The organism is Lichenicola sp. GTC18331 (genome assembly GCF_055386855.1).
In genome coordinates, this window is sequence record NZ_AP045015.1 from 3,399,207 (window position 1) to 3,423,046 (window position 23,840).

At 67.4% G+C, this 23,840-nt stretch carries 21 protein-coding genes and 3 tRNA genes; 12 read left to right on the plus strand and 12 right to left on the minus strand.

Going from position 1 to position 23,840, the window contains the following annotated elements; genetic code table 11:
* Positions 1-48: 48 nt before the first annotated feature.
* The 3 genes from ACZ5BM_RS15540 to argE all read right to left on the minus strand — a co-directional run bounded on the left by ACZ5BM_RS15540 (position 49) and on the right by argE (position 3,722).
* Complete coding sequence (locus ACZ5BM_RS15540) at positions 49-1,323, minus strand: lipase (RefSeq protein WP_498909030.1); 1,275 nt, start codon at positions 1,321-1,323, stop codon at positions 49-51.
* A 199-nt stretch (positions 1,324-1,522) separates the two neighbouring features.
* Complete coding sequence (locus ACZ5BM_RS15545; RefSeq protein WP_498909031.1) at positions 1,523-2,524, minus strand: M14 family metallopeptidase; 1,002 nt, start codon at positions 2,522-2,524, stop codon at positions 1,523-1,525.
* Between the two features lie 22 nt (positions 2,525-2,546).
* Positions 2,547-3,722: an acetylornithine deacetylase gene (gene argE, locus ACZ5BM_RS15550; protein WP_498909032.1), complete on the minus strand. Its 1,176-nt coding sequence runs from the start codon at positions 3,720-3,722 to the stop codon at positions 2,547-2,549.
* A gap of 123 nt (positions 3,723-3,845) precedes the next feature.
* Between argE and ACZ5BM_RS15555 the strand changes: the two genes are divergently transcribed.
* Together ACZ5BM_RS15555 and ACZ5BM_RS15560 are read left to right on the plus strand one after the other, a co-directional pair.
* Entirely contained in the window at positions 3,846-5,075 is a 1,230-nt protein-coding gene (locus ACZ5BM_RS15555) for a glycosyltransferase family 4 protein (RefSeq protein WP_498909033.1), read from the plus strand.
* Entirely contained in the window at positions 5,072-6,205 is a 1,134-nt protein-coding gene (locus ACZ5BM_RS15560; RefSeq protein ID WP_498909034.1) for a glycosyltransferase family protein, read from the plus strand. The genes ACZ5BM_RS15555 and ACZ5BM_RS15560 overlap by 4 nt, the downstream gene beginning before the upstream one ends.
* 32 nt (positions 6,206-6,237) lie before the next feature.
* Here ACZ5BM_RS15560 and ACZ5BM_RS15565 read toward each other — a convergent pair whose 3' ends face one another.
* Positions 6,238-7,104, minus strand: a complete 867-nt coding sequence (locus tag ACZ5BM_RS15565) for a restriction endonuclease (protein ID WP_498909035.1) — start codon at positions 7,102-7,104, stop codon at positions 6,238-6,240.
* Between the two features lie 75 nt (positions 7,105-7,179).
* Positions 7,180-8,331 (minus strand): DEAD/DEAH box helicase, encoded by a 1,152-nt coding sequence (locus ACZ5BM_RS15570; protein ID WP_498909036.1) that lies wholly within the window; start codon positions 8,329-8,331, stop codon positions 7,180-7,182.
* 194 nt (positions 8,332-8,525) lie between these two features.
* On the opposite strand from ACZ5BM_RS15570, the gene ACZ5BM_RS15575 reads away from it, so the two are divergent.
* Both ACZ5BM_RS15575 and ACZ5BM_RS15580 read left to right on the plus strand, forming a co-directional pair.
* Positions 8,526-9,521 carry a mitochondrial fission ELM1 family protein gene (locus ACZ5BM_RS15575; protein ID WP_498909037.1) on the plus strand — a complete coding sequence of 332 codons (996 nt, stop codon included), beginning with the start codon at positions 8,526-8,528 and terminating at the stop codon, positions 9,519-9,521.
* Positions 9,521-11,401 carry a hypothetical protein gene (locus ACZ5BM_RS15580; protein ID WP_498909038.1) on the plus strand — a complete coding sequence of 627 codons (1,881 nt, stop codon included), beginning with the start codon at positions 9,521-9,523 and terminating at the stop codon, positions 11,399-11,401. The genes ACZ5BM_RS15575 and ACZ5BM_RS15580 overlap by 1 nt, the downstream gene beginning before the upstream one ends.
* 401 nt (positions 11,402-11,802) lie before the next feature.
* On the opposite strand, the gene ACZ5BM_RS15585 is transcribed toward ACZ5BM_RS15580, so the two are convergent.
* The 6 genes from ACZ5BM_RS15585 to ACZ5BM_RS15610 all read right to left on the minus strand — a co-directional run bounded on the left by ACZ5BM_RS15585 (position 11,803) and on the right by ACZ5BM_RS15610 (position 17,855).
* Positions 11,803-11,877, minus strand: a tRNA-Val gene (locus ACZ5BM_RS15585).
* Positions 11,878-11,948: 71 nt separating this feature from the next.
* A complete protein-coding gene (locus tag ACZ5BM_RS15590; protein WP_498909039.1) occupies positions 11,949-13,277 on the minus strand; it encodes a deoxyguanosinetriphosphate triphosphohydrolase family protein in 1,329 nt (442 codons plus the stop codon).
* Between the two features lie 7 nt (positions 13,278-13,284).
* Entirely contained in the window at positions 13,285-13,932 is a 648-nt protein-coding gene (gene pncA / locus ACZ5BM_RS15595; RefSeq protein WP_498909040.1) for a nicotinamidase, read from the minus strand.
* A gap of 16 nt (positions 13,933-13,948) precedes the next feature.
* Complete coding sequence (gene htpG, locus ACZ5BM_RS15600; RefSeq protein ID WP_498909041.1) at positions 13,949-15,841, minus strand: Hsp90 family chaperone protein; 1,893 nt, start codon at positions 15,839-15,841, stop codon at positions 13,949-13,951.
* Between the two features lie 76 nt (positions 15,842-15,917).
* Positions 15,918-16,742: a lysozyme family protein gene (locus ACZ5BM_RS15605; RefSeq protein WP_498909043.1), complete on the minus strand. Its 825-nt coding sequence runs from the start codon at positions 16,740-16,742 to the stop codon at positions 15,918-15,920.
* A 234-nt stretch (positions 16,743-16,976) separates the two neighbouring features.
* Positions 16,977-17,855 carry an N-formylglutamate amidohydrolase gene (locus ACZ5BM_RS15610; protein WP_498909044.1) on the minus strand — a complete coding sequence of 293 codons (879 nt, stop codon included), beginning with the start codon at positions 17,853-17,855 and terminating at the stop codon, positions 16,977-16,979.
* Between the two features lie 118 nt (positions 17,856-17,973).
* Between ACZ5BM_RS15610 and ACZ5BM_RS15615 the strand changes: the two genes are divergently transcribed.
* A tRNA-Val gene (locus ACZ5BM_RS15615) sits at positions 17,974-18,049 on the plus strand.
* 32 nt (positions 18,050-18,081) lie between these two features.
* Here ACZ5BM_RS15615 and ruvX read toward each other — a convergent pair.
* A complete protein-coding gene (gene ruvX / locus ACZ5BM_RS15620; RefSeq protein WP_498911676.1) occupies positions 18,082-18,579 on the minus strand; it encodes a RuvX/YqgF family protein in 498 nt (165 codons plus the stop codon).
* A 131-nt stretch (positions 18,580-18,710) separates the two neighbouring features.
* Here ruvX and gatC point away from each other — a divergent pair, with 131 nt between their 5' ends.
* From gatC to ACZ5BM_RS15655, 7 genes are all read left to right on the plus strand, one after another.
* Positions 18,711-18,998, plus strand: a complete 288-nt coding sequence (gatC, locus tag ACZ5BM_RS15625; RefSeq protein WP_498909045.1) for an Asp-tRNA(Asn)/Glu-tRNA(Gln) amidotransferase subunit GatC — start codon at positions 18,711-18,713, stop codon at positions 18,996-18,998.
* 11 nt (positions 18,999-19,009) lie between these two features.
* A complete protein-coding gene (gene gatA, locus ACZ5BM_RS15630) occupies positions 19,010-20,494 on the plus strand; it encodes an amidase (RefSeq protein WP_498911678.1) in 1,485 nt (494 codons plus the stop codon).
* The gene (gene gatB / locus ACZ5BM_RS15635; protein WP_498909046.1) at positions 20,491-21,948 is read left to right on the plus strand and encodes an Asp-tRNA(Asn)/Glu-tRNA(Gln) amidotransferase subunit GatB; all 1,458 of its coding nucleotides are present in this window, start codon (positions 20,491-20,493) and stop codon (positions 21,946-21,948) included. The genes gatA and gatB overlap by 4 nt, the downstream gene beginning before the upstream one ends.
* Before the next feature lie 63 nt (positions 21,949-22,011).
* A tRNA-Ser gene (locus tag ACZ5BM_RS15640) sits at positions 22,012-22,104 on the plus strand.
* 62 nt (positions 22,105-22,166) lie between these two features.
* Positions 22,167-22,445 (plus strand): hypothetical protein, encoded by a 279-nt coding sequence (locus ACZ5BM_RS15645; RefSeq protein ID WP_498909047.1) that lies wholly within the window; start codon positions 22,167-22,169, stop codon positions 22,443-22,445.
* Positions 22,446-22,981: 536 nt separating this feature from the next.
* Positions 22,982-23,167, plus strand: coding sequence for a hypothetical protein (locus ACZ5BM_RS15650; RefSeq protein ID WP_498909048.1), 186 nt, complete (start codon positions 22,982-22,984; stop codon positions 23,165-23,167).
* A gap of 79 nt (positions 23,168-23,246) precedes the next feature.
* Positions 23,247-23,786, plus strand: coding sequence for a hypothetical protein (locus ACZ5BM_RS15655; RefSeq protein WP_498909049.1), 540 nt, complete (start codon positions 23,247-23,249; stop codon positions 23,784-23,786).
* Positions 23,787-23,840 lie beyond the last annotated feature (54 nt).

The following is a 23,840-nucleotide window of genomic DNA, read 5'->3' on the forward strand; positions in this document are numbered from 1 at the left end:
CCCCGCGCCCGGGGCCGGGCGTCCTGCCCGGCCCCGAACCGGAGACTCTTACCCGTGCGGCAACGCGGTGGAATGATAATCCGTCCGCGCCGCATTGGCGGCGATCGTCTGCGCGATCGTATCGCCGCCGACATTGAACACCACGCCGCGTGCAGCGCCGCCGGTATCCTGGCTCACGGAATACGGATACGGCGTGATGCCGAGATCGGCCGCCTGATTGCCGGGATAATGGAATGTCGGCGCCTTCACGGCGAAATCACCCACCACGGCCAGAGCGCCGCCGCCCAGCGCGCGCAGGTCGTTCTGCATCGACACCTGATCCGCCACGTCGCCCAGCATGATCACCGTGCCCCGATGCGCCAGTTCGCCGCCACCCGCGACGAAGGCCGGAGCCGCAGGCTGGTCGCCCTCGATATCGCTCGAATAACCGCCCCACACATCGCCGTAGGTGTCGAAGCTGATGAAGTTCGATCCGTCGCCCACCGCGCCGGACGAGGCCGGAATGCCGGTGCCGTCGAACGCGGTGCCGCCGAGCCCGCTCTGCTGCGCCACGTATTCGGCGATACCGCCGCCGAGCGAATGGCCGCTGACGAAGATATTGTTCGTCCCGATGCCCTGCTTCGCCGCTTCCTGCGTCACCAGACGCGCGAACGACAACGCATCCTTCTGCGCCTGAGAATTGATCCCGGCCAGAGACGGAACATCCGCGGCATATTGCCCGATCACCTGCGACGGATCGGCCACCACCGTGTCGCCGCCGCCGGTGCCGGAATAGGCGATGATCACCTGATGATCTGCATTGATCCACGTCCGCGCGGACAGGCCTGACACCTGATCCACAGCGGCAAGTTGCTTTCCGTCCACCAGAAACGGCGTCAGCCCCAGAGGAGACGCCGGATCGAGCGTGTAGGCCGCGTTCGCCGCCCCGAAAAGCTGCGCGATCGTCGGCGAGTGGCTGGCCTGGGCGGCCGCATCCGGCACCAGGATCGCCGTCTGGTTCGACAGAAACGACAGATTGGTCGGCGTCTCGTGCAGCAGCAGCGCTTGCGGCAGGGAATCCGCAGCGCTCCACGCCGCGTTGAACAGCGTGTTGTCCGCCCCGGCCTGCAACCCGTTCAGCGCCTGGGCGATGCCGGCGAGCTGTGCCGCAGCATTGCCGCCGATCGCAGGCGACGCAGGCCCGGCCGTCAGCACCGCATTCGTCACCTCGCCTGCGAACAGCGTCCCGGCGGCACTCAGAACCGAAGCGCGGTCGCTGGGCAAGGCGGACAACATCCAGTTCAGCAGCTGCCCGTTCAGCGTTCCGCTACCGGTCTGGGACATGACGCTTCTCCCGATTATTTTCGTTTTCGAACCGAATTTGTCGCATTTATCCGTCTGATGCGCGTTTATCGGTACCGATCCGAAAACGATTCCCGGTTTTCGAACCAAACGCAATCGAAAACGAAGAAGGGCGTGTCAAAAAAGCGAACGCGGCGGCTCTCGCCGCCCGTTCGCATCCGGCCGTTTCCCCCAGATGTCGTTAGACGGAAACCGACTCCAGCCGCGCCAGACGCACCGCCGTATGCCCGCGGCTCGGACGCAGGCTCGGCATCACCAGCAGGCAATCCGCATGCGGCGTGCGGATTTCCACCCCGCCATCCCGCGCGATCAGCGTCCCCGCCTGCGCGATCACGTCGCCGCCCCGGAACGCCCGCACGAACTCGAACTGCGAGGTCCGCGCCGTCACCACCTCGGTCACGGTCGCGAACCGCGTGCGCGACGCAGGGCCGGGCAGGGGCGTCGACGCGATCATGCCCAATTGCCGCAGCAACGACAGAACCGCGATCCGCGTGGTGTCCACGGTGTCCGGATGCCAATGCGGCCCCGCCTCCACCAGACAGGCGGTCGGCAGCCCCTCCGGATCGGCGAACGGCGCGTAATCAATCAAACGCGGCCCCGACCGGTGCCCGCCATCCGCCACCACGAGGTTCGGCGTATCCAGCGACGCCGCCAGCGTGCGCCCCCGCTCCGTGCCGCCGCTCAGGATCAGCGGATCGGACGGCCACAACATCGAATGCAGATCGAGCAGGATCTCCGCCCGGTCGAACACCGGACGCAGCACCCGCGCCCGCGCCAACTCGGCATTGTCGCGGCTGCCCTCCAGGATCGCCCGGTCCCAGACCCGGTTCATGTCCTCGCTCACGAAGCGCGACGCGGTCGGATCGCCGGCATCGAACCGGTCGAACGCCGCCAGGTTCAGGAACCCGAACGTCAGCGCGCCCCGCAGCGGCCTCAAACCGTCCCGCAGCAACGCATCCAGTACGATCGCCCCTGCGATCTCGTTGCCATGCATCAGCGCCGTCACCACCACGTCCGGCCCCGGCTCCACCGCCTCGAACCGCATGATCCCCGGCAGACCGGTATTGCCCGCCCGCCAGGGCGACAGATCCGGCGGCTGCAAATGCACGTCGAAATGCGGCAACGGACGGTGGCCGCCACCCAGCCTCGGCAGGAACGTCGGATCGAGCGGCCGATCGTTCATGCGCCCGCGCCCGATCCCCGCATCACGCAGGCTCACCCTCGGCCAGACTTCGCGCGAGCTGACGCACGAACCGGTCGCACGCATCGAGCTGTTCCAGAGCGATCCACTCGTCCGGCTTGTGCGCCTGGGCGATATCCCCCGGCCCGCACACGATGGACGCGATCCCCGCATCCTGGAAAATCCCCGCCTCGGTGCCGTACGACACCTTGCCCTCGTCGTTCGCCCCGCTGCAGCGCTTCACCAGCGTCACCAGAGGATGCTCCGGCGCGATCGCCAGAGGCGGCAACGTATTCAACGCCTCCAGCCGGATGAAACATTCCGGATCGACCGCCCGCATCCACCGCTCCGTCGTCTCCGCCAGATGCGCGCGCAAACGCTCCAGCTCCGCCACGGCATCGTCGCCCGGCACGGTGCGCCACTCCATCTCGAACGACGCGTGCTCGGGAATGATGTTCAGGATCGCGCCGCCCTCCACCAGACCGACATGCACGGTGGAATGGTCCGGCTCGAATCCCTCCACGCGACGCCCCTCGCGGGCGAAACGACGCGCCTCGGCAGCGATATGCCCGATCGCCTCGGAAGCGGCGTAGATCGCGTTCACGCCCCGGTCCGGCTGCGACGAATGCCCCGCACGCCCGCGAACCGTGCCCCGCACCGCCAGCCGCCCCTTATGCGCCACGATCGGCTTCATCATCGACGGTTCGCCGACCACGCAGAACGCAGGCTTCGGCCCGTTCGGCAGATCGGCCACCAGCACATGCGCGCCGTCGCAATCCACCTCCTCGTCGAACGAGATCAACAGATGCACCGGCCGCCGCAACGGCAAAGCCGCGATTTCAGGCACCGCGGCCAGACAGGACGCGACGAACCCCTTCATGTCGCACGCACCCCGCGCGACGGCCCGCCCATCCGCCACATGCAGACGGAACGGGTCGGTCCCCCAGGCCTGCCCCTCCACCGGCACGGTGTCGACATGCCCCGACAAGGCCAGACCGCCATCCACCGCCGGCCCGATCACCGCGTGCAGATTGGCCTTGGTCCCGTCCGCGTTCAGAGACCGGCGCGCGGCGATCCCATGCCCGGCCAGATAGCGCTCGATCCAGTCGATCAGAGGAAGATTCGATTTCGCGCTGGTGCTGTCGAACCCCACCAGGCTGTCCAGGATCTGCAGGGTGGTCAGGGTCGGCCCGCTTCGCATCCCGCCATCCTATACCGGACCCATCATCGGGCAATGGCATCCGCTCGCGGCACCCGATCGGCAGCTCCGCCTCGTCCGGGCTTGCCGACCGTTCCCTGCGCAGCCAGGATCGCCGTCATCACGATGCTGACAGACGCGCCCCGCCTCCACCCCCTGCATCGCGCCTGGCAGAGTCTGCCCGCGCGCTCGCGCCGTCTCTGGCTGGCGCGGGGCAGCGCATGGCTGGCCCCCAGCCCGGACCGCACCCAGCCCGAACGCTCGAACGGCATCATCGTCGGCGGCGAGATCAACCGCGCTTCCGGCCTCGGCGAATCCGCGCGGCTCATGGCGTCCGCCCTCCGCACCCTCGGCGTACCAGGCGGCGCGATCGAGGCCGGCCCCGGTATCCGCGCGGGCCGCGCCCTCCGAGACTGGCCCGATCGCTCCGCCCTGGTGCTGCACGTCAATGCCCCCGTGCTCCCGGCGGCCCTGCTGGGCCTCGGCCGCCGTGCCCTGCGCGGCCGCCGCGTGGTCGGCTTCTGGGCCTGGGAACTCCCCACCGTCCCGGATCACTGGCGCCCCGCCCTCCGGCTGGTGCACGAGGTCTGGGCCCCGTCGCGCTTCACCGCCGACGCCCTCCGCACACTCGGTCTCGACCGCGTCCGCGTCGTCCCGCACCCCGTCGCGGCGGCCCCGCCGGCGCCCTCCGCCCTCGACCGCCAGGCCTTCGGTCTCGACCCCGACGCCGTCGTGACCCTGTGCTCCTTCAGCCTCGCCTCCTCCTTCGAGCGCAAGAACCCTCTCGCCGCCATCGAGGCCCACCGCACCGCCTTCGCCGACCGCCCCGACCGCATCCTCGTGCTCAAGGCCGGTCACGGCGAACACTACCCGGACGACCTCGTCCGCCTCCGCAACGCCATCGGCGACGCCCCCAACATCCGCCTCGAAACCCGCACGCTCCCCGTCGCCGACATGCACGCGCTCACGCGCAGCTGCGACATCGTCCTCTCCCTGCACAGAAGCGAAGGCTTCGGCCTCGTCCCCGCCGAAGCCATGCTGCTCGGCAAACCCGTCATCGCCACGAACTGGTCCGCCACCACCGAATTCCTCGACGACACATGCGGCGTGCCGGTCCGCTACCGCCTGATCCCCGCACGCGATCCGCGCGGCGTGTTCGAAGCCCCCGGCGCGGTCTGGGCCGATGCCGACATCGCCGACGCCGCCCAGGCCCTCCGCACCCTCGCCGACGCGCCCGAACGTCGCGCCGCCATCGGCGACGCCGCACGACGCGCCGCAACCGCCCGCCTCGGCACGGCCGGCCTTGAAGCCGCCCTGGCCGCCATCGGCGTCCCCACTCCGGGCGCTTCCGTTTGACCGACGCACCGCCTCTGCGCGTCCTGGTCTGGCAATGGGGCCGCTTCGGCGCGGGTCCCCGCGTCGGCGCGGAACTCGCCGCCGGCCTCGACGCCCTTCCGGGCTGCGACGCGCTGCTCTCCCTCTCCACGGGCGCCGAGATCATGCGCGCGGGCCAGCCCTGGCGCGGCAGGGTCGCCCTTCCGGTCGCCACCTACAGCACGCGAATCGGCTTCGCGCTCCGCATGCTCGGCCGCGTGCTCCGCCAGTCCCAGCTCCGCCGGCGCATCGCCGCCCTCCGCCCGGACGTCGCCATCTGCGCCATGCCCGGCCCGCTCGACCTCGAAATGGCCTCCGTCCTGCGCGCCCTCCGCGTGCCGTTCCTGGTCATGGTCCACGACGCCGACCGTCACCCCGGCGACGGCTCCGCTCTGCAGATGGCCCTGCAACGCCAACTGATCCGCCGCTCGAACGGCCTCGTCGCCCTGTCCGCGCACGTCGCCGCCCGCCTCGAACAACAGAAACTGGTGCGGAACCGCCCGCTGCTCATCTCCAGCCTGCCGCCCTTCGTGTTCGGCCCGCGGCCGGCAGCACCCCTCTCGCATGGCGGCGCCCTGCGCCTGCTCTTCTTCGGCCGCCTGCTGCCCTATAAGGGCCTCGATCTGCTCGCCGACGCGCTCGAACGCGGCATGCCGCAAGGCCTCTCCGTTCGCGTCGTCGGCCAGGGCCCGGATTCTCCCGAACTCGCCCGCCTCGCCGCGATCCCCGGCGTCACCGTTGAGAATCGCTGGGTGCCGGAAGACGAGATAGGCACGCTGATCGCCTGGGCCGACGCGCTCGTGCTGCCCTACCGCGAAGCCAGCCAAAGCGGCGTCGCCGCCGCCGCGATCGCGGCGCGGCGCTGGGTGGTGTCCACGCGGGTGGGCGGGTTGGTCGAGCAGTTCCGCGACGAGCCGATGGCGGTTTTGTGCGAGCCGGAGGCTGGTCCGCTGCAGGCGACAATCGCCCAGCTTCTTCGCGAGCCTCCGGCAGTGGCTTCCGCTCCGGAAGAGCCTCACGCTGCCTGGAACCGAGCCGCCGCTGTGCTATTGGATGGGGTCAGAAAAGTCGCACCGGCGATAGCAAGTAGTGATACCTATCGTTCGATCTGAACATCTGGCTACGTGGCAGCGGGTTGCGAAAATCATCGAAACAGCTGGTCAATCGCCACAAAAACTTCGCCGGTTTCCGCAGCGTGGCGTACCTTGCGCGCTATAACGCGATCAATGGTGATACCGCGGGTAAGGCTTTCGTAGAGATCACGCCCATCCATTGCGACAAGCCGCCGGCCTCGGCCAAAACCCTGTAGACCATCCTCGGTAAAGCCGCCGAAGCTGACGAACAACCCTCGTGCCCAGAAAGCTTTCTGATCAAGCTTCGAGTGAAACGCCCCAAGTTCTGCCACACCGACCTTTCGGTTGAGCCACTTTGCCTCGACCAGATAGGTTTCGCCTGCCAGTTCGAAGCTGCCATCGATCTGCTCGCCAACAAGGCGGAAAGGATCGCGGGCGGTAAGACGGAAAGCGTCGAAGAGGTCTTTCAGGAAGCGCTCGAAATCGTATCCTCGCTGCTGTGGCGGCAAGTCTCGAATAGCCAGTAGTCGAGTCCGGAAGCGATCAAATTCGATCGTCTCGGTAACCGGCGCGGCGATGACGTTAACCGGAGTCGTCGGACCGGCGCCTTGTAGTTTAGTGATCAACGCTGCGTATTGGCCCGAAGTGCGAGGTAACGGGTCATCCTCGCCGTTGCGTCGCAAGAACTCCCTACGCTCCCACAAAACTCTGAGAGCTCGGGCGGCAGTGCCATCGTCAACTTTGCCAAGGAAGCACCGAAGTCGCTTGGCCTTGGAGCTGCCTTCGACGGCATACTCTGGCGCGTCGATATCAACGTTAAGTTCGCGGATGAAGAAGTCTGCAAAAGTTCGGTTGGAGAAGTCGAGCACATAGCCTTTCTCGCCGCCACGCAGGATTTCATCGATTAAGCTGAGGTCGACGGAGCGCAGGCTGCTCATTTCGTATTGACAGTCCCGTTGCGATAAATCCTACCAATATAGCTCTGCCAGAAGCCAGCGCGATACGCACGATGGCTATTGGGTGATCGGCCGCCCCGCCGCCTGCCGCCCCTCATACACCCGCAACCGCATCCCCAGCAGCTTCTCGATATTCCGCAGCGCCACCCGCTCCGACCCCGCGCACAGGCTGATGGCGATCCCCCGCGCCCCCGCACGCGCCGTCCGCCCCACGCGATGCACATACGTCTCCGGCACCTCCGGAATCTCGTAGTTCACCACATGCGTCAGATCGGCGATGTCGATCCCCCGCGCCGCCACATCCGTCGCCACCAGCACGGGAAACGCCCCGCGCCGGAAATCCGCCAGCACACGGTCCCGCTGTGCCTGGCTCTTGTCGCCATGGATCGCCGAGGCGCGGATGCCGGCACTGTCCAGCGCCTGCAACAACGCATCCGCGTTCTGCTTCGTCCGCACGAACACCAGCGTCCGCTCCATCCGCCCGCCGCGCAGCATGTCCACCAGCAGCGCGCGCTTCTGCCCGCCTTCGGCGAACACGATGCGATGGTCGATCCGCTCGGCGGTGGAGGAGGGCGGGGCGGTCGCGATCGTCACCGGGTTGCGCAGAAGCTGCTTGGCCAGCGCGGCGATCGGCGCCGGCATCGTGGCGGAGAACAGCAAGGTCTGCCGCTCCTCCGGCAGATGCTCGGCAATGCTCCGCACCTCGTCGATGAAGCCCAGATCGAGCATGTGGTCCGCCTCGTCCAGCACCAGGATCCCGGTCTCGTGCAGACGCAGCGTGCCGCTCCTGAGATGGTCCAGCAGACGCCCCGGCGTCGCCACTACCAGATCGATCCCGTTGCCGAGCGCCCGGTCCTGCTTGTCGCGCGGCACGCCGCCCACCAGCGTGGTCGCGCGCAGCGTGGTGCGCCGCCCGAACGTGCGCGCGGCATCGCAGATCTGCTTCGCCAGCTCCCGCGTCGGCGCCAGCACCAGCGCCTGGCACGTGCCGGGATCGGCCCGCTCGCCGCTCTCCAGCAGACGATGCAGGATCGGCAGAACGAAGCTCGCCGTCTTGCCGGTGCCGGTGCGCGCCAGCCCGATCAGGTCGCGCCCGCGCATCACCACCGGGATCGCCTCGGTCTGGATCGGCGTCGGCTGCGTCATCTCGGCGGCCTGGAGGGCCTGCAGAAGGGGTTCGGCGAGCCCCAGGGCGGCGAACGCGGTCATCGTGTGTTATCCGGCAGTGGTGGGCGTTCTTTTTTGCAAAAAAGAACCAAAAAACTCTTATCCGTTTGGAGCGGAGGACCGGGCCGGTGTGAGACCCCAGCGGATAGAAGTCTTTTTGCTTCTTTTTCTTCAGAAAAAGAAGGCTCCTCCCCCGCCGATTGACGCCACCACCCCCGCCCCCCACAAGCGCTCCCATGCGAAACACCGACGCAACGCCCGACGGCGCGATCCTCTCGGAAGGATTCGCCGGCCTCGAATCGCAAGCCTTCGGCCTGGCCGAACGCGCGGGGCTCCTGCTCGAAGCCCGCACCCTGCGCCGGCGCGGCGTGCTCTCCCGTCTCGCCCCCGCCGCATGGCCGCGCCCGCTCTCCCAGGTCGAACCGCTCGGCCCCCTGCCGGACGGGCTGCTCTTCACCCTGGGCGGGGCAGGGGCCTCGGTCGGCGCCGCACTGCGCCGCCAGACGGGCCGCAGGATCGTGCAGATCCAGAACCCGCGCATGCGTCTCGACCGGTTCGATCTGGTGGTCGCCAACACCCATGACGAGATCGACGGCCCCAACGTGCTGGTGGCCCGCACCGCGCTCCATCGCGTCACGCCCGGGAAACTCGACGCCGCCCGCGCCGAATGGACGCCCCGTCTCGCCCATCTCCGCCGCCCGTTGGTCTCTGTGCTGGTCGGCGGCTCCAACGGGCGCTTCCGTTTGGGCGAGCCAGAGGCGCAGGCCCTGGCCGACAAGCTCGCCGCGATGATGCGCACCGAAGGCGTCGGCGTGGCCGTCACCCCCTCGCGCCGCACCGCCCTCCCGGTCCGCGCCATCCTGGAACGTACGCTGCGCCCGCTCGGCGCCTTCGTCTGGGACATGGAGGGCGAGAACCCCTATCTCGGCCTGCTCGCCTGCGCCGACGCGATCGTCGTGACCGCGGACAGCGTGTCTATGGTCTCCGAAGCCGCGGCCACCACGGTGCCGGTGATGGTGGAACGACTGCCCGGCCGCTCACGTCGGATCGGCCTGTTTCTGCAGGCGCTGATTGACGCCGGACGGATTCGGTTTTTCAACGGCGGAATAGAAGGCCGCGATGCGTTCCCGCTGGACGATACGGGGCCGGTCGCGGCCGAATTGTGCCGCCGGCTGGGCCTGCCGGAACCGTCAGCACCGCGACAGCAGGCCCCGGTTGGGAACCCGTTCTGATGCTCGATATCCAGACCTACGACGCAAGGCAGGGCGGCAACGCTCTCTACAAGGCCCTGGCGCACCCGCTGGCGGCGGAAGCGATCGCCACCCTCGGCGGCCGTCTGCGGCAACAGGGCACCCTCGCCGTGTTCGACCCGGACGGCGTCGCGGCGATGCTGTTCGCGCTCCACCCCGACCTGCCGCCGATCGCCGAATTCTATGTCCAGGACGTCGCCCTGGTCGGCCGCGAGATCCTCGGCACGGTCGTCAGACCCGTCACCGATCTCGGCCAGAGCGCGGCCGCCACCCTGCTGGTCGCAACCTTCGACGCCGGACGAGTGCTGGCCCGCATCGCCCATCTGCTGCCGTCCGGCATGCAGGTGGCGAGCCTGGACGACGCACGCCTCCCCGCCGAGATGCTCACCAGCAGCCGCGCCTATCTCGACCGGCTGAACTTCGCCACCAACTACGCTTTCTTCCGTGACGAGGACGGGTTCGGCACCCGTCTGGTCACCGCCAACTACTGGGCGTCCTACGGCGCCAAACAGGTCCGGCTCTGGCTGCGGCTGTTCGACGCCAAGGGTCACCCGCTCGCCACCTGGGAAGAAACCCTCCCCAAGGGTGCGGGCGGCGTGTCCATCGACAGCGGCCAGATCCGCAAGCGCTTCGAACTGCCCGCCTTCACCGGCCAGCTTTTCATCCACGCCATCGGCGTCGCCGGCCACGACGTGGTGAAATACGCGCTCGACACCTTCGAAAGCGACGCCGACAGTCTGTCCGTCACCCACGACGCCAATGCCTGGCCGTCCGACCGCTACGCCAACCTCCCGGCCCCGCGCGAGGACGAACATGTGGTGCTCTGGGTGCAGAACAGCCACGCCACCGCGATTCCCCCCGGCGCCATCACCCTGGACCGCATGGGCCGCGAACAACCGGTCGCGCTCGATGTCGCGGTCCCGCCCTACGCTACCCTGGCGCTGGATGTCGAAACCCTGCTGCCCGGCCTGCGCTGGCCGGCCCAGATCGAGCTGCGCGCAGGCCGCCACATGGTCCGCCCGCGCTACGAGATCACGCGCGGCGAGCGCCGGCGCATCGCCCACCTCAACGTCGAGCGCGCCGATCTCCGCCCCGATCCCGGCATCCCGGCCCTGCCGCCTTCGCTGGGACGCGGCTATCTGCTGCCGTTTCCGGTGCTGGATCCGGAGCGCTTCCGCACCATCGTCCAGCCGACCCCGATGGCCGAGCGCCAGGAGACCCTGCCGCTCCGCCTCGACCTGTTCGACGCCGCCGGCAACAAGGCAGGCGAACGCTTCCTCGGCTGCCTGCCGCGCGACCACGATCTGGCGCTCGACCTCGGCGAACTCGGCGTGCCGGAAGGCCATGCCGAGCTGGTCTACGATTTCCGTGACGGCGGTTCGGCCGATGGCTGGCTGCACGCTCTGGTGCGCTACGAGGACCGCGACAGCGGCCACGTCGCCGAAACCTCGTTCGGCGCGCATATCTTCAACACCGCCATGTGCTACCGCGACGAGCCGCAATCCTATGCCGGCCCGCCGCCCGGCCTGTCGACCCGCCTGTTCCTGCGCCTGGGCGACGAGCGTCGCCGCTCCTTCGCGGCCCTGATGTATCCCGCCTCCGCCCCATGGCACGCGCAGTCCCAGACCATGCTGCTGCTGCATGACGGCCGTGGCGAGATCCTGGCCGAACGCCCGGTGAAGATCGCCTGCTGCGGCTCCAGACTGGTCTGGCCGCACGAGATCTTCGGCGAGGCCCTGCTGCATCAGGCCGGCCCGCGCGGCTACGTGCTGATCCGCGACGTCACCTGCCGTCTGTTCGGCTATCACGGCCTGATGGATTCCGAGGGCCACTTCTCCCTCGACCACATGTTCGGCTTCTGACCCTGCGACGCGGCGCCGGCTCCCGCCGGCCGCGCTCGCGTCATCCAGCCATCACGGCGATCGAGCGGGTGGGTCGGTATCCGACCTGCCGGCGGGATTTCCGCGTGCCGTGATCCGCTGGCGCGACCAGCGGCGGTTTCAGCCGCGGCAGACGGGCAAGGTCCCGACGATCGTTCATGCCCTTGCCGACGAGGCGGGAGAAAATCCTGCCATTCGGCGAACGGGCGGGCATCTTAAATGACAGCGTGAAACTTAATCCGCGACGGCGGGCGGTCGCGCCTGCTCGATTAAATTGCATGGTGATATTTAATCGGCTCGGAGCGCCGGATCCGCGACGCGATCGAACACCGCACCTTGCGACCAGCCGACCCGATTTTCAGCTTTTGGGGGGAAACCAGGGATGGTGGGCGCGACAGGGATTGAACCTGTGACCCCCGCCGTGTGAAGGCGATGCTCTACCGCTGAGCTACGCGCCCATCCGCTGGTGTGGGGCGGGTTCTATGGGATTCGAGGGCGGGGGGCAAGCCCCCTCGTGGCGGTTCGGCGTTTATCCGTGTCCGCGGATCGCCTGGGCGAGTTCGGTGGCGCGGTTGTCGGTCAGTGAGGACAGGAAGTCGTTGATCCGGCGGTAACTTTCCTCGAGACCGGTGCTCTGCGACGGCGCCAGCTCGCCCATCAGGCCGAGAACGCGCGAAGCGCGATAGGAGAGCGGATGCGCCGAATCGGCCGCCACCAGCTCCCGCGCGGCATTGGAGCAGGCATCCAGCAGCGTATCGACGGCGGCATAGGCGCCGATCTCGATCTCCATCTTGCGCGTGTGGGTGAAGATGCGCTCCCGGGCCAGGTTCTTGGCGGCGTGGATGCCGGCCGCGACCGGCTTGCTGCCGCTCTCGACCAGGGTGGAGGTGAAGCGGCCTTCCAGGATCGCCTGTTCGTGGGCGAAGAAGGCGCGCGCGCAATCCTCGATCAGCACGTCGACCGCCTTGCCGCGCAGCCAGCGGATACGCTGCCGGTCGGTGCGGCCGATCCGGTGCAGGTCGTACTGGGCGCGCGTGGCCGCGGGCATGACGGAAAGAAGCAGCTGCTCGACCTCGGAAGGGACGAGCAGGTTCATCTCGATGCCGTCCTCGATGTCGATGATGGCGTAGCAGATGTCGTCCGCAGCCTCGACCAGATAGGCGAGCGGGTGTCGGCAGAACACACCCGGTTCGATCTCGATCAGCCCCATGGAGGTGGCGATGGTGCGGAACGGTGCGGCTTCGGAGGCGAAATAGCTGAATTTGCCCGGCTTGTAGCGGGGCGCGTGCAGGGCGGACCAGGGGTATTTGATGAAGGAGCCGAGCGTCGCGTAGGTGAGACGCAGGCCGACGCTGTCGACGAGGCTGGTCAGCAGGCGGAAGCCTTGCGCGTTGCCCTCGAAGGTCAGGAGATCCTGCACGGCGGCCGGCTGCATGCCGTCGAAGACCCCGGGGTCGCGCTTGGCGTACCAGTCACGGATGGCGAACTCGCCGGCATGGCCGAACGGCGGGTTGCCGATATCGTGCGCGAGGCAGGCGGCCTGGACGATGGCGGCGACGTCTGCGGCGACCACGCCGTCGGGCAGCAGGCCGCGCTCGTGCAGATGCTTGCCGGTGAGTTCGCCGAGCGAGCGGCCGACGCAGGAGACTTCGAGGCTATGGGTAAGGCGGTTATGCACCCGGTCGTTCTGCGGCAGCGGATGGACCTGGGTCTTGCGGCCGAGCTTGCGGAACGGCTCGGAGAAGATCAGCCGGTCGTGGTCCTTCTGGAATTCGGAGCGGGCGGTCTCGGTGCGGCTCGTGGTCTTGCGATCGTCGCCGAGTCGGGTGTCGTCGAGCAGCCTGGTCCAGCACATCATGGCGGGGTCAGCTTTCGATGGTGGTCGTTTGGAGGAAGCGGACGCCGAGGGATGCGAGTCGCGCCCGGGCGGCTTCGGCGGTGCCGCCGCCGCCGGGAAGCGGCAGGGCGATGGCGCGCGTGGCGTCCTCGATGACGATCGTCTCGAAACCGGCGGCGATCGCGTCCTCGGCCGACCATGCGACGCAGAAATCGGCGGCGAGGCCGCACAGGAACAGCCGTTCGACGCCGCGCGCGCGCAGCCACCCGGCGAGGCCGGTGGAGCAGCGATGGTCGTTCTCCCGGAAGGCGGAATAGCTGTCGATGCCGGGATGGAAGCCCTTGCGGATGATCAGCGAGATCCGGGCCTGATCGAGCGCCGGATGGAGGGCGGCGCCGTCGCTGTTCTGGATGGCGTGGTCCGGCCAGAGGATCTGCGGACCGTAGGGCATCTTGATCGTGTCGCCGGGGACGCGGCCCCGATGGGCGCTGGCGAACGAACCATGGCCCTCGGGGTGCCAATCCTGGGTGGCGAAGGCGGCGGGGAAGTGTGGCAGCAGCCGGTTGATCACCGGCACCACCGCATCGCCGTCCGGGACCGGGAGTTCGCCGCCCGGCATGAAGGTCGGCTGCACATCGACGACGCCAAGCATGTCGGTGGCAGGATCGATCCTCATGCGGGCGGCGATTCGCTCAGGCGGCCGGCGTGGCCGAAAGGGCGCCGGCCAGCGCGTCGGCGACGCGACGGGCGAAGGCGGCCGGATCGGCCGGGGCCTCGCCGTCCTGCACCCGGGCGAGGTCGAGCAGGGTGAGTGCCGCGTCCTTGATCGGCTGGCCGGATGCGAGCTGCGCCGACAGGGCGCGGATCAGCGGGTGGCGCGGGTTGATCTCCAGGAACGGCGCGCCGCCCGGCATGCGCTGGCCCGTGCGGCGCATCAGACGCTGCATCTGCAGATCCGGGCCGGACTGCGACGCGGCCAGGACCACGGCGCTGCCGACCAGACGGTCGGTGGTGCGGGCCTCGGCGATGGCGTCGCCGAGGGCGTCCTTGATAGCCGGCAGCAGGGCTTCGACGTCGGCGGCTTCGCCCGTCGGTTCGTCGGTGAGCGGGATCGCGGACAGGTCGGCGAGGCCCTGGGTGACGCTGCGGATCGGCTTGTCGTCGAAGCGGTCCAGACGTTCCGGCCAGAACGCATCGACCTGATCGGACAGCAGCAGCACCTCGATACCGCGCGCCTGGAAGCCTTCGAGCTGCGGGCTGCCGGCGAGGGCGTCGTGATTGTCGCCAACCAGATAATAGATCGCTTCCTGCGCGGGCTTCATGCGGCCGACATAATCGGCGAGCGAAACCAGGCCCTCCTCGGTGGAGGAGCGGAAACGGGACAGGGCGGCGACCTCGTTGCGGTGGTCGTGGTCTTCCCAGATGCCTTCTTTCAGCACCGCACCGAAATTCTCCCAGAACGCGGCGTAGGTCTCGGCGTCCTTGCTCTTGGCGCGCAGTTCGCTGATGACGCGGTTGGTGACGGCCTTGCGGATGCGGGCCAGCACCGGCGTCGCCTGGAGCATCTCGCGCGACACGTTGAGCGGCAGATCCTCGGTGTCGACGACGCCTTGCACGAAGCGGAGCCAGGGCGGCAGCAGAGCGGCTTCGTCGGTGATGAACATGCGGCGGACATGCAGGCGCACGCGGCTTTCGCGAGTGGATTCCACCGGCTCGAACGGGCGCATGCCGGGCACGAACAGCAGGGCGGTGAATTCGATCGTGCCTTCGGCGTGCCAGTGCAGCGTCGCCCAGGGCTTGTCGAACATGTGGCCGAGATGCTGGTAGAACTCGGCGTATTGTTCTTCGGTGATCTCGCTCTTGGGCTTGCGCCAGAGCGCCGTGCCCTCGTTGGCGGCGACGTCGCTGCCGTCACGGACGATGGTGATCGGCCATGTGATGTGGTCGGCCCATTTGCGGACGATGGTTTCCAGACGATAGGGCTCGAGGAACTCGTCCGCGTCCGTCTTCACGTGCAGCACGATGTCGGTGCCGGGCAGGTCGCGCTCGGCCGGGGCGAGGGTGTAGGAGCCCTGTCCCTCGGACGACCAGCGCCAGGCCTGCTCTTCGCCGACGCGACGGGAAGTGACCTCGACGCGGTCGGCTATCATGAAGGCGGCATAGAAGCCGACGCCGAACTGGCCGATCAGGCTCGGGCGTTCTTCCGGCTTGGCATTCTCGAGCTTCGCCATGTCCTGACCGAAGGCGCGGGTGCCGGAGCGGGCGATGGTGCCGAGATTGCGGGCCAGCTCCTCGCGGCTCATGCCGATGCCGTCGTCGGAGATGGTGAGCAGGCGCGCATCCTTGTCGGGATGGATGCGGATCTTGGCGCCGTCCGGTAGCGCCTTGGCGGAATCGGTCAGGGCCTCGAAACGTCGGCGATCGGACGCGTCGGCGGCGTTGGCGACCAGCTCGCGCAGGAAGATTTCGCGTTCGGAGTAAAGGGCGTGGACCACCAGATCGAGCAGCCGGCCGACTTCGGCGCCGAATTCGTGGCGCTCCTCTCCCGGCCGGACCTGATCCTGTGTGGGGGCGTGATCGCTCATGGTCGCAACATCTCCTGATGGCGTCGCCGGCATCGCGGCGTGGTTGCCTGTCACAAAGGCGAACCGACCCCAACCGTCAAGATGGGGGCATGCGCATGGAGGCGAGAGCGACCGGTCTGGCGCGATAGGCGGCGAGGCTGCCGGGAACGATGCCCATTCCGCCGGCGCCCGGCACCGTGATGGGACCGTTGCGGATGACGCGCCCGTAGCCGCCGAGCGGACGTCCCCCGAACGGCATGCTCGCCGCAGCCGATTGAGAGGAGGGCGCGGCTGCGGCGAAGGCCATGCCCGCTTGGGCGGCCGGATGGGGGCGTGGCGGCTTCGGTGCTCTGGGTTCGCCTGCCGAATCTTCGGGTTCGGCCCAGACTTCGAGCACCTTGCGCTGGTAGTCGCTGCCGAGATTGGGGGTCTGCGAATGGTAGGCCGCCGCCGCGTGCGGCCAGCTTCCGGTCTGATGGAACAGATCGGTGAGGAAGGAAGCGGCGAACAGGGCGTTGGTGCCGGGGTCGAAGGCGAGTTCGAGCGTGGCGAAGGCGTCCGGGTGGAACATCAGGTTGATCTGGGTGCAGCCGACGTCGATCGAGCGGATGCCCGCGGCCTGGAAGGCGCGGGCCGCGGCGACCGCCTCCTGCTTGGTGTCGTAGTAATGGCCGACGCCTTCGGCGTTGATGGTCCAGGGCCAGGCGTGAACGACACCGTCGCTGGGATCGGCACGGCCGCTTTCCACCTTGGCGATGGCGCCGAGAAGCTGGTCCGGCACGAAGGTGGTACGCTCGGTGCGGCTGGTCGCAGCCTGACACAGGGCGAAATCGCCGGGATTCGGCGTGGCCGCGGCCCGGTTCGGCCCGGCGAGCACGATGCAAAGGAGGATGGCCGACAGGGCCGACACGAGCCGGGACATGGAGAAGGAGCATAGCGGGCGATGGTTAACGAACCGCGAACGTGCGTGCGCGGGCCGGAGGGAGTCGTTCCGGCCTGGAATGTTTTGTGCGGCGCAAAAAACTTGTTGACCGGAACGCGCCGTCGCCCTATATGTGTCTTCAGCGGCGCTGCTTTGGCGCGCTGCTTCTTGGACGTTTCCTCCCTAAACTTGGCGGTGCTTCTGCACCGCCTTTTTTTTGCCCGAATGCCTGGATCAGGCGGTCGGGAGGGATCGGGCGGTATCGCCCAGGGTCCGCAGCAGCCCGTTCAGGGTATGCCGCACCGCGTCGAAGCCATGGCGTTTCCTGTAGGTCTGCTGATCCAGATAGAGCCGGCGGGAAATCTCGATCTGAAGTGCATGACGGTTGCGGCGCGGGCGCCCGTAGAAGCGGGTGACGTAGCCGCCGGCATAGGGATCGTTGCGCCGGACGCTGTAGCCGTTCCGTTCCAGGAACTGATGCGCGGCACGGGTGAGGAACGGGTGGCAGGCGCTGCCGTGCGCGTCGCCCAGCACGAAATCGGGTTCGTGCCGATTGAGCGAGTCCTCGGCCGGCATGGAATGGCAATCGATCAGCACCGCGCGTCCGAAACGATCCTCCGTTCGCCGGATCAGCGCGGCCAGCTCGGCGTGATAGGGCTCCCAGCAGGTGCGGATGCGGTGTTCGGCGTCGGCGAAGCGGAGCTTGTCGTTGTAGATCGGCTGACCGGAGGCGACCTGCCGCGCGATGGTGCCGAAGCCGGCTCCGACGCGGGCGGTGCGCGTGTTGCACCAATCCGGCAGCGTATCGGCGAACATGGTGGGGTCGAGTTCCCATTGTTCGCGGTTCACGTCGCAGAAGGCGCGTGGGAAATCGGCCAGCAGCAGGGGAAAGCCGTTGGCCGTGGTGCCTGCGAGCAGCTCGTCCACGAGACAATCCTCGCTGCGCCGGAGCGTATGGGCGTCGAGGCGGGAGGCGGCCAGGAAGTCGCTGGAATAGAGCCGCCCGGAATGTGGCGAGGCGACGACCAGCGGGACGGTCTGGGTCTCGGGCTGGACGACGCGGAATTGCAGTTCCGACAGGGCGGGTTCGGAAGGCTGCAGAAGGGCGGTCATGCCGCCATTCTCGTTCCGGCGCACGATCCTGTCACGTCATTCGTCCGTCATGAGAAAGAAACGGGACGGGCGGGCTTGCATGGGCGCGGAGAGGGGGCTAAGAAGCGCGCCGACGGATGGGCGCGTAGCTCAGCGGTAGTAGCACTACCTTGACATGGTAGGGGTCACAGGTTCAATCCCTGTCGCGCCCACCATCCGTTTCTCCCTACTCTTGTTGCATGGTCGGTCAGGCTTTGTCTGAGGCCATTTCGCCGGACGGAAGCGGACGGCTGGCATCCAGTGCGGCTTGCAGGATGTAGGCGGCGGCGAGTTTGTCGACCACCTCGCTGCGGCGTTTGCGCGTCATGTCCAGGTCGCTGATGAGCATGCGGTTCACCGCGCTCGACGAAAGGCGTTCGTCCCAAAGGGCGGCGGGCAGGCCGGTGTGGTCGGACAGATTGCGGAGCCAGTCCTTGGCCGCCTGTGCGGCCGGGCCGAGCGAACCGTCCAGCGAGAGGGGGAGGCCGGCGACGAGGCCGCCGGCATTCTCCTTGCGCGCGATGGCGGCGATCTCCTTCGCATTGGCGGCGAACTTGCCGCGTGGCAGGGCGGCATAGGAGGAGGCCAGCAGCAGCGACACGTCGGACAAAGCAAGGCCGATGGTGCGTGTGCCGAGATCGATGCCGAGCAGCCGCGAGTCTCGGGGCAGGGCGGCGCGCAGTTGCTGCATGTTGAACAGGGGCATGGGCAAGGTTTATGGTCCGCCTGCATTCGGGCGACCAGGGGGCGACCGGTTCGGAGCCGCGCGATCGCGCCGTGTTTCCGCCGCCACCCGCGCACCGCGTGCACCCAGCAACAAAACGGGGACTCCGATTGATGTCGCTAGATGCCGCGACCATACGACGTATCGCGAGACTGGCGCGGCTGGGCGTCGGCGAGGCCGAGATCGAACGGCTGCAAACCGAGCTCGGGCACATCATCGGCTGGGTGGAGCAGCTCGGCGAGCTGGATCTGGACGGCGTGGAGCCGATCGCCGGCGTCGGCCATGCCGCTCTGCGCCTGCGCGCCGACGAGGTGACCGACGGCGATCGCGTGGATGCGGTGCTGTCCAATGCGCCGGGGCGTGCCGGTCCGTTCTATGCCGTGCCGAAGGTGGTCGAGTGATGTCAGAAACGATGGAACTGTGCGGGCAGAGCCTGGCCGCGGCGCTGGATGGCCTGGAGGCGGGCCGTTTCTCGTCGGTGGAGCTGACGCGGGCGCATCTGGACGCGGTGGATGCGCTGAATCCGACCTTGAACGCCTACATCACCGTGACGGCCGAGCAGGCGATGGCGCAGGCGGCCGAGGCCGATGCGGCGCGCGCGCGTGGCGAGGCGGGTCCGCTTTGCGGCGCGCCGGTGGCGATCAAGGATCTGTTCTGCACCGAGGGTGTGCGGACCACGGCGGCGAGCCGGATCCTGTCCAACTTCGTGCCGCCCTATGAGAGCACGGTGACGGCGCAGATGAAGCGCGACGGTGCCGTGTCTCTGGGCAAGACCAACCTGGACGAGTTCGCGATGGGTTCGTCCAACATGACCTCGGCGTTCGGCGCGGTGCAGAACCCGTGGCGTCGTCGCGGCGACGATGCGCCGTTGGTGCCGGGCGGGTCGTCGGGCGGGTCGGCATCGGCGGTGGCGGCGCGGATCGCGCTGGGGGCGACTGGGACGGATACCGGCGGTTCGATCCGCCAGCCGGCCTCGTTCTGCGGCATCGCCGGCATCAAGCCGACCTACGGGCGCTGTTCGCGCTGGGGCACGGTGGCGTTCGCGAGCTCGCTGGACCAGGCCGGGCCGATGGCGCGGACCGTGGAGGATTGCGCGATCCTGCTGCGGTCGATGGCCGGGTTCGATCCGAAGGACAGCACCAGCGTCGATGTGGCGGTGCCGGATTACCGTGCCGCCGTGGGGCGGAGCGTGAAGGGCATGCGGATCGGCATTCCGGCCGAATATCGCGCGCCGGGCATGCCGGAGGAGATCGAGCGCTGGTGGCAGCAGGGGATCGACTGGCTGCGCGACGCGGGCTGCGAGATCGTCGACGTGTCCTTGCCGCACACGAAGCATGGGCTGGCGACGTACTATATAGTAGCGCCTGCGGAATGTTCCTCGAACCTGGCGCGCTATGACGGCGTGCGGTTCGGCGAGCGGGTGGAGGCGGACAGCCTGGATGCGCTCTACGAGCGTTCGCGTGCGGCTGGGTTCGGCGACGAGGTGAAGCGCCGCATCCTGATCGGCACCTACGTGCTGTCGTCCGGCTATTACGATGCGTACTACCTGAAGGCGCAGAAGGTGCGGAGCCTGATCCTGCGCGACTTCACCGAGGCGTTCGGGCGTGTGGATGCGCTGCTGACGCCGACCGCGCCGTCGGCGGCGTTCGGGCTGGGCGAGAAGATGAGCGATCCGGTGACCATGTATCTGAACGATATCTTCACCGTTCCGGCGAGCATGGCCGGTGTGCCGGGCATGTCGGTGCCTGTGGGGCTCGATTCGACCGGTCTGCCGCTGGGGCTGCAGCTGATCGGACGTCCGTTCGACGAGGAAACCTTGTTCGCACTGGGATCGGCGCTGGAACAGGCGGCGGGGTTCGATCACCTGCCGGCCCTGCGTGCGGGAGCGGTGGCATGAGCTACGTGATCGAGGGCAGCACCGGTCCGTGGGAGCTGGTGATCGGGCTTGAGGTGCATGCCCAGGTGGTGAGCCGTGCGAAGCTGTTCTCTGGCGCCTCGGCGACGTTCGGCGGCGAGCCGAACAGCCATGTGAGCCTCGTGGATGCGGCGTTTCCGGGCATGCTGCCGGTGATCAATGCTGAATGCGTGGCGCAGGCGGTGCGGACCGGGCTGGGTCTGGATGCGCGGATCAACCTGGTGAGCCGGTTCGACCGGAAGAATTATTTCTACGCGGATCTGCCGGCCGGGTATCAGATCAGCCAGTTCACGCATCCGATCGTCGGCAGCGGCAAGATCGACATCGAGCTGGCCGACGGGACGCGTCGGGAGATCGGCGTGACGCGTCTGCATCTGGAGCAGGATGCGGGCAAGTCGGTGCACGACCAGGATCCGACGCGGTCGTTCATCGACCTGAACCGGGCCGGCGTGGCGCTGATGGAGATCGTGAGCGAGCCGGACATGCGCAGCCCGGAAGAGGCGGGTGCGTATGTGCGCAAGCTGCGCATGATCATGCGTTATCTGGGCACCTGCGACGGCAACATGGAAGAAGGATCGCTGCGTGCGGACGTGAACGTGTCTGTTCGCAAGGCAGGCGAGCCGTTCCGGACGCGGTGCGAGATCAAGAACGTGAACTCGATTCGCTTCGTGATGCAGGCGATCGAGGTGGAAGCACGCCGGCAGGTGGAGATCTGGGAAAGCGGCGGCGTCGTGGACCAGGAGACGCGGCTGTTCGATCCGCATCGTGGCGAGACCCGGTCGATGCGGTCGAAGGAGGATGCGCACGATTATCGCTATTTCCCCGATCCGGATCTGCTGCCGCTGGTGCTGGAGCAGGGCTGGGTCGATTCGCTGCGGGAGAAGCTGCCGGAATTGCCGGATGCGAAGCGGGCGCGATTCGTGTCGGAATACGGCATCCCGGATTACGATTCGTCGGTGCTGGTGGCCGAGCAGGCGACGGCCGATTTCTACGAGACGGTGGCGCGTGGGCGTGACGGGCGTTTGGCGTCGAACTGGGTGGTGGGCGAGTTGTTCGCGGCGCTGAACCGGACGGGCAAGACGATCGGCACCAGCCCGGTGACGGCGAAGGCTTTGGGCGGGCTGCTGGACCTGATCAAGGACGGGACCATCAACGGGCGCATCGCGAAGGACGTGTTCGAGGTGATGGTGGAGACCGGCGAGGCGGCCGACGCGATCGTCGAGCGCAAGGGGCTGCGCCAGGTGGTGGATACCGGAGCGATCGACACAGCGATCGAATCGGTGCTGGCGGCGAATGCGGACAAGCTGGCGGAATATCGTTCCGGCAAGGACAAGCTGTTCGTGTTTTTCGTTGGGCAGACGATGAAGGCGATGAAGGGGAAGGGGAATCCGGCCCTGATCAACGAGCGCTTGGCGCATCTTCTGAAGGCTGATTGACGGGGTGCGGTGCAGGCCGTAAGAACGGCCTGCAAACGCCGTGTGATGAGCACGCTCTTCGGCGGAGGGGTGGCCGAGTGGCTGAAGGCGGCGGTTTGCTAAACCGTTGTACGGGGTCAACCCGTACCGTGGGTTCGAATCCCATCCCCTCCGCCAAAGCTTTTCTTTTCAGATGCAGGTTCGCTGCCGCTGGTGCCGCCATGGTGCTGGTGTTGAGCATGCCGCGCGATGCGCGGTCGGCGGATGTCGACCGGACGCAGCTGAACCATATCCTCGCGGTGTTACGGACTGTGCCAGGCGAGGCCAGTGCCGCTTGCCTTTCAAGCATGCGGGATGTGCACAGGCTGGAGCGCGGAGCCGATCCGTCGCCGCAGGATCTCGAATTCTCCTATCAGAATGCTTCGCAGCTTTGTGGGGCGGATGCCGAGCGCGCCTGTCATGAAGACGCGGCGCGCGTCGATCGCGAGGCCTGCCGGGTGCTGGACGCGCCTCGCTGACCGTCTGAGGTGCGCCGCGCGCCTTGTCAGGCCAGCTGCGTGGTGATCAGTGCTGTTGCTCGCGGGGCGTCATTGGTCAAAGGCGATGGTTCAAAGAGATAAACCGTGCCTGCTGGCGACGGCGGAGCATGCGCGGGCCGGTCCGTCTTGATCGGAGACCGTTCCGGTCGGGGTGTCCTGGCATTGGGGCGTGGAACCTTGCGCCCTCGCCGTCCAGGGCTGAGCACTCCTTTCTCAGTACCGATGCGCATCTATAGTACGGACGCTGCTGCGACGACTCTGCGCGCTGTGAAGATGGGTCACGAAGACTCTGCTTGAGGCTGTCCCAACCTGTAAAAACGTAAAAATGGCGTTATTCGGAGCGAAAGTTTTCTTGTACTGTCCCTAACACTTTGTTAGTTTGTGCCGGTCATCAGTTGCATGGATCAGCCGGTATGCCTCGTCCCCTGCCTTGGACTCCCGCTCAGGATGCTCGTCTCACGGCCCTGCTGCATCAACATGGTTCCACGCTGAGGAAGGCCGCTCAGCAGATGGGCGTGAGCCGCAGCTTCGCGCAGCGGCGTGCAAAGTTTCTCGATGCACAAAGCGTCCGTTCTGTTTGCACGCGCGATCGCGAGGATGCCGGAGCGGCGCCGCTGCCGGCCGGGCATCCGATCACCTGGACGGCCATCGCGTTCCTGGACCAGGGCAATTTCTCGGGCGGCAGTGCGATGCGCATGTAGCTTCTCGGTCTCGCGCGTCGTCGATTACCCAGAACCTTTCAGGCTCGTTTTATTGGGTCGGTAAGGTGGAGTTCAAGCAATGATACAGGCTTATTCTTCGGCAGGCACGGAGTATCCGCCTGCAGTTCCGGCCGGCCTGCTACCGGACCGTGCGCCGGCGCAGCGTTTGCGCAAAGGGCAGGTCCTGCGTGTACAGGACGATGTCCAGCGTGTGGTTGGCGGCCTCGTCACGTTGAACAAGGCCGGTGACGTCACGCAAGATCAGGTGAATGCGGCTGAACGCTGGTACCGTGATTATGTGATGGGTGTGATCGGCGCGCGTGATCCGGAGCGGAAGAGTTCCGGGAAAGCGCCGGACATCCACGCCGCAATGTTGTCCCGCACCCATGCGATCGGACGTTGCAAATTCGTTCGGGAATCTCTTGGTCTGTGCGGGGAAGTTCGATTGAAGCTTCTTCTGGTGGACGAGCTTTCGTTTTCGGCGATCGCGTCGGAGTTGCTGCCCGGCGACGTGAACGGGCGCAAGAAGATCGCGGCGCAGATGGTGTTCCTGCTCGAGCAGCTGAACGAGATCTATGCTCGTTTCGACAAGAAGCGGACTGCGCCAGCGCCAAACTGACAAGGCATCATCACAGGAAGATTGGGACGGGCGGTTCGCGACATGCGAGCCGCC